The organism is Myxococcus vastator (assembly GCF_010894475.1).
In the GTDB taxonomy this organism is placed as follows: Bacteria; Myxococcota; Myxococcia; order Myxococcales; family Myxococcaceae; genus Myxococcus; species Myxococcus vastator.
In genome coordinates this window covers 1-4,937 of record NZ_JAAIYB010000553.1, presented here as the reverse complement: position 1 = coordinate 4,937, position 4,937 = coordinate 1, and the positions used below count along the sequence as shown (strand labels likewise).

Below are 4,937 nucleotides of genomic sequence, written 5' to 3'. Positions count from 1 at the left end.
GACAATCCCCCACGGCGCTGGAGGCCGTCCGCCTCCACAAGCCGGATGCGGCGGCCCTGGCGCGCGCGGAGCTGACGGCCTGCGCCGCGAAGAAGTGCGATGACGCGGGGCGGCTGGCGCTGCTCGCCGGGACGCTCGCCCTCTCCGACGGCCAGGCCGCCGAGGCAAGGGAGCTGCTGGCCGCCTGGCCCGCCCCGCCACTGCTGGCGCCGTACCACGCCTTCTACCTGGGCCAGGCCCGCTTCTACGCCGGGGACGCCGCGGGCGCTGCGGAGGACTTCGCGCGCGTGCTGGAGGCCAAGGCGCCCGCGGAGCTCGCGGCCCGCGCCCGCGCGCGACTGGGCGAATCGCTGCTCAAGGCAGGCAAGCCGAAGGACGCGGCCCGGGTGCTGGAGGCCGCGGCCAAGGCGTCGCCCACCGTGGAGCTGCTCTATCAGCGGGCCCTGGCGCGAGGCGGCTCCGGCAACCGCGCCGGGCAGCGCGCCGACATGCTGGCGGTGGCGCTGCGCTTCCCCACCCACCCCTACGGCGACGAGGCCATGGCATGGCTGACGGAGGGCAGCACACCTCCGGTGAAGCTGGGCTACACCGAGCGCACCACCCGCGCGGACCGCTTCCTGGACGCGGGCGCGGCGCAGCGCGGGCTCGACGAGCTGGCGACGCTGGACAAGGTGAAGCTCGACAAGACCCAGGCGGCCCGCGTGGCACTGCTGCGCGCGAAGGCCGGGTTCGCGCTGGGGCGGATGGAGGACGCGGAGCAGGCGCTCGCGCTGGCGCGCAAGGGCCCCGCCGCCGTCGCCGCGCAGGCGGACCTGCTGGTGGCGCGGCGCGCGCTCCGGTCCGACGACAACGCCAGGGCTCGGACGCTGATGGCGGCCCTGGACAGGAAGTACCCCTCGCAGCCCGAGGGTGATGAAGGCGCCTTCTTCGCGGGCTGGCTGGCGTTGCAGGCCGGCGACTTCGCGGACGCGGTGCAGGCCTTCACCGCTTTCGAGACGCGTTATCCGCGCTCACGCCGGCGCGACGAGGGCATGTGGTTCCGCGCGCTGGCCCACCTGCGGCAGGAGGAGTACGCGAAGGCCCGCGCCGCGCTGGAGGCGTTCCTGGCCGCCTATCCCAGGAGCAACATGGGGCCGCAGGCCCGCTACTGGATGGCGCGCAGCCGCGAGCTGGAAGGCGCGAAGCCGGACGCCCTGGGCCCCGCGTACACGGCCGTCATCACCTCCGCGCCCGCGTCCTTCTACGCGTTGATGGCCAACGAGCGGCTCAAGGCGCTGAGCCTGAAGGCGCCCGCGCACTTCCCCCAGCCGCCGCAGGTGCTGAAGCTGACCCGGCCGCCCGAGTTGGAGCTGGCGGTGGAGCTGACGCGCGCGGGCCTGTTCCGCGACGCGGCGGACGAGGTGGAGGCCCACGCGGCGCGGCTGCGCTCGGCGGACCAGGCGCTGCCCTTCGCGCACGCGCTGCTGGGACTGGGCGAGTACGGCCACGCCTACAGGGTGGCCGCGCGCCACCTGTGGGGCCGGGCCTTCGGCGCGCGCGCTCCGGAGGCCCTGGCGCCTTTCTATCCCCGCGCCTTCGCCACCGCGGTGGAGGGCGCGGCGACGCGGCACCAGGTGGACCCCTATCTGGTGTGGGCCATCATGCGGCGGGAGAGCGCGTTCCGGCCGGAGGTGATGAGCATGGCCGACGCGCGAGGGCTGATGCAGATCATCCCCAAGACGGCGAACGCCATCGCGGAGAAGCTGACCGAGCCCGCCCCCGCCCCCGCGGACCTCTTCTCCCCCGAGCGGAACATCCGCTACGGCGCCTGGTACCTGTCCCGGCTGATGGAGCGCTTCGCGCACCCGGTGCTCGCGGCGGCCGCGTACAACGCGGGCCCGGGCTCGGCGGCGAAGTGGATCCAGGAGCGGGGCTCGCTGCCACTGGACCTCTTCGTGGAGACCATCCCCTTCAAGGAGACGCGCGCCTACGTGAAGCAGGTGGTGGCGGACCTGTTCCTCTACCACGCCTTCTACGGCGACGGCACCGGAGCGCTGAAGCTGCCGCTGCAGGTGCCCGCGCCGACGAAGGAAGGCGTCAGCTTCTAGGCTCCGGTCGCGCGCCCAGCTTCAATCCCGGTCTGGCGCGCCCAGGGGGAAGAGCGGCCGGAATCGCCGCGCTTCCTCCACCGCGCGGGCGAAAGACGGGCGCGCGAGCAACCGCGCACGGTAGGCGCGCAGCACGGGAAACGCCTCGGAGATCCGGTGCGTCCAGTCCGCGTAGAACAGCGAGGGCGCGGCCGCGCAGTCCGCCAGCGTGAAGTCCTCGCCAGCGGCGGCCCAGGTCCTGCCGGCGAGCTGCCCGTCGAGCCAGGCGTAGGCGACCTCCAGCTTCTTCACGGCCAGGGCCAGTCCTTCCTGGCGCTTCACCGAATCCCCCGTCAGCGCACCGTCGACGGCGTGCTGCGCCGCGTTCATGACGTGCAGGTCGAAGAAGCGATCGAGAAACCGCACGTCGAGCGCGGCCATCGGGTCCGCGGGCAGCAGGCGCACGGGCCCGGGATGCATGAGCTGCAGGTACTCGATGATGATGCTGGTCTCGGCGACGTCGCGCTCGCCGTCCACCAGCAACGGGAACTTGCGCAGCGGCCAGCGCCGCGACCACTCGGCCGCGTGCTGAGGTGTCTCCGGTCCGATGCAGCGGAACTCGAAGGGCGTGCCGTTTTCGTACAACGCGATGAGGACCTTCTGCGTGTACGAGGAGAAGGGGTGACCGTAGAGCACGAGCGACATCGTGAAACTCCTGTCGCGCTAGGCGCGCGGGGCCATCCGGCGCAGGATTTCAGACTCCAGCCCGTGCACCACCTCCGACAGAGGGGTGCTGCTGGAGTCCACGTGAACCGCGTCCTCGGCGGCCTTCAGCGGCGCCACGGCGCGGGCGGAGTCGTCGCGGTCCCGCTTCGTCTGGTCCGCGAGCACCGCGTCCAGGCTGCTCTCCACGCCCTTCTGGAACAGCTCCTCGTAGCGGCGCCGGGCTCGCACCTCGGGGCTGGCCGCCAGGAAGAACTTCGCGTCCGCATCCGGGAACACCACCGTCCCAATGTCACGGCCCTCCAGGATGGCGCCCTTCTCCGACTCCAGCGCCAGCCGCCGCTGGAGCTGCAGCAGGCCCGCGCGCACCACCGGCCGCCCGGACACCTGGGACGCCGCCATGGAGATGTCCGGCGTGCGAATCTCTCCGGACACGTCCTGGCCGCCCAGGAAGACGCGGTTCTCCTCGCCCACCACCTGGAAGTGGATGTGCACGCGGCCCAGCAACTCGCCCAGGCGCGCGTCGTCGTCGAAGGCGATGCCCTCACGCCGGGCCATCAACGCCACACACCGGTAGATGGCGCCCGTGTCCACCAGCGAGAAGCCCAGCCGGCGCGCCAGCAGCTTGGACACCGAGGACTTGCCGGCGCCCGCGGGGCCGTCGATGGCGACGATGAAAGGCCGGGCGCTCATGACAAAATCTCCTTCAACACCTGGACGCAGCGGGCGTTCTCCGCGGGCGTGCCCACGGAGATGCGCACGTGGTTCGGGAAGCCCTGCCCCGCGAAGGGCCGGACGATGATGCCCTTGCGCAAGAGCTGCTCGTACAGCGCCACCGACGGACGGCCGAAGTCCACGAACACGAAGTTGGCGTGGCTGTGCGTGAGCGTGCCACCCAGCTTCGGCAGCTCCACGCCGAAATAGTCCAGCCCCGCGCGGTTCACCTCCCGCGTGCGGCGCACGTGTTCGGTGTCCTCCAGGGCCGCCAGCCCCGCGGCCTGGGCCAGCACCGTCAGGTTGAAGGGCATGCGCGTGCGGTGCAGGTACGCCGCCAGCTGGGCGCCCATGATGCCGTAGCCCAGGCGCACGCCCGCCAGCCCGTGAATCTTGCTGAAGGTGCGCAGCGCCACCAGGTTCGGGTGCCCGCCGAGCAGCGGCACGGCGCTGGTGTACTCGGGCCACTCGACGAACTCGAAGTAGGCCTCGTCGTGCACCACCAGCACCTCCGGCGGCACGGCGGCCAGGAAGTGCGTCAGGGCGTCGCGGCTGAACGCGGTGCCCGTGGGGTTGTCCGGATTGGCCAGGAACACCATCCGCGTGCGCGGGGTGAGGGCCTTCGCCATGGCCTCCAGGTCGTACTGGTAGCCCTCCCGCATGGGCACCTCCACGAAGGGCCGTCCATGGGCCTGCGCGGAGATGCGGTACGCGGAGAAGGAGCCCTGGCACAGGAGGAGCTCGTCCTCCGGCGTGGTGAAGGTGCGGATGAGCAGCTCGATGAGCTCGTTGGAGCCGCTGCCCAGCACCACCTGCTCCGGCTTCACGCCCACGTGCGCGGCCAGCTTGCGCACCAGGTGGAAGGACGTGGCGTCGGGGTACAGGTGCGCCGCGCCAGAGATGTTCCGCATGGCCTCCACGGCGCGCGGAGAGGGCCCCAGCGGGTTCTCGTTCGAGGCCAGCTTGATGACGCCCTTGAGGCCGAACTCCCGTTCGGTCTCCTCAATGGGCTTGCCGGGCACGTACGGCTTGAGCGTCTCAACGTGGGTGGGGACGAGCGGTCGCATGGTGTGAGGCCCTGATAGGAGGTTTCAGCGTCCGGAGAACACACCGAGCGCGCGAAACTTCGCGTACCGGTCCTGGACCAGTTCATCGGGTGACAGCTCGGCGAGCTGTCCCAGGTGCTTGCGCAGCGTCTTGCCCAGCGCCTCCGCCATCTTCGCGGGGTCGCGGTGGGCACCGCCGGCGGGCTCGACGATGGCCTCGTCGATGATCTTCATCTCCAGCAGGTCCTTCGCGGTGAGCCGCATCGCGTCCGCGGCCTTGTCCGCCTTGGCGGCGTCGCGGAACAGGATGGAGGCGCAGCCCTCCGGGGAGATGACGGAGTAGACGCTGTTCTGGAGCATCAGCACGCGGTTGCCCACGCCAATGGCC

4 protein-coding genes and 1 pseudogene are annotated in these 4,937 nt (G+C 71.6%); 1 reads left to right on the top strand and 4 read right to left on the bottom strand.

Annotated elements, in window-relative coordinates; all coding sequences use genetic code 11:
• The coding region (locus G4D87_RS33655; protein ID WP_163786777.1) for a lytic transglycosylase domain-containing protein at positions 1–2,087 on the top strand (2,087 nt) is incomplete at its 5' end.
• A gap of 21 nt (positions 2,088–2,108) precedes the next feature.
• On the opposite strand, the gene G4D87_RS33650 is transcribed toward G4D87_RS33655, so the two are convergent.
• From G4D87_RS33650 to G4D87_RS33635, 4 genes and pseudogenes are all read right to left on the bottom strand, one after another.
• On the bottom strand, positions 2,109–2,771 hold the full coding sequence (locus G4D87_RS33650; RefSeq protein WP_163786776.1) for a glutathione S-transferase family protein: 663 nt from the start codon (positions 2,769–2,771) through the stop codon (positions 2,109–2,111).
• 18 nt (positions 2,772–2,789) lie between these two features.
• On the bottom strand, positions 2,790–3,482 hold the full coding sequence (gene cmk / locus G4D87_RS33645) for a (d)CMP kinase (protein ID WP_163786775.1): 693 nt from the start codon (positions 3,480–3,482) through the stop codon (positions 2,790–2,792).
• Positions 3,479–4,570, bottom strand: coding sequence for a histidinol-phosphate transaminase (hisC, locus tag G4D87_RS33640; protein WP_163786774.1), 1,092 nt, complete (start codon positions 4,568–4,570; stop codon positions 3,479–3,481). Before hisC ends, cmk begins: the two co-directional genes overlap by 4 nt.
• 24 nt (positions 4,571–4,594) lie before the next feature.
• Positions 4,595–4,937, bottom strand: a pseudogene (locus tag G4D87_RS33635) (acetyl-CoA carboxylase carboxyl transferase subunit alpha); the annotation flags it as partial.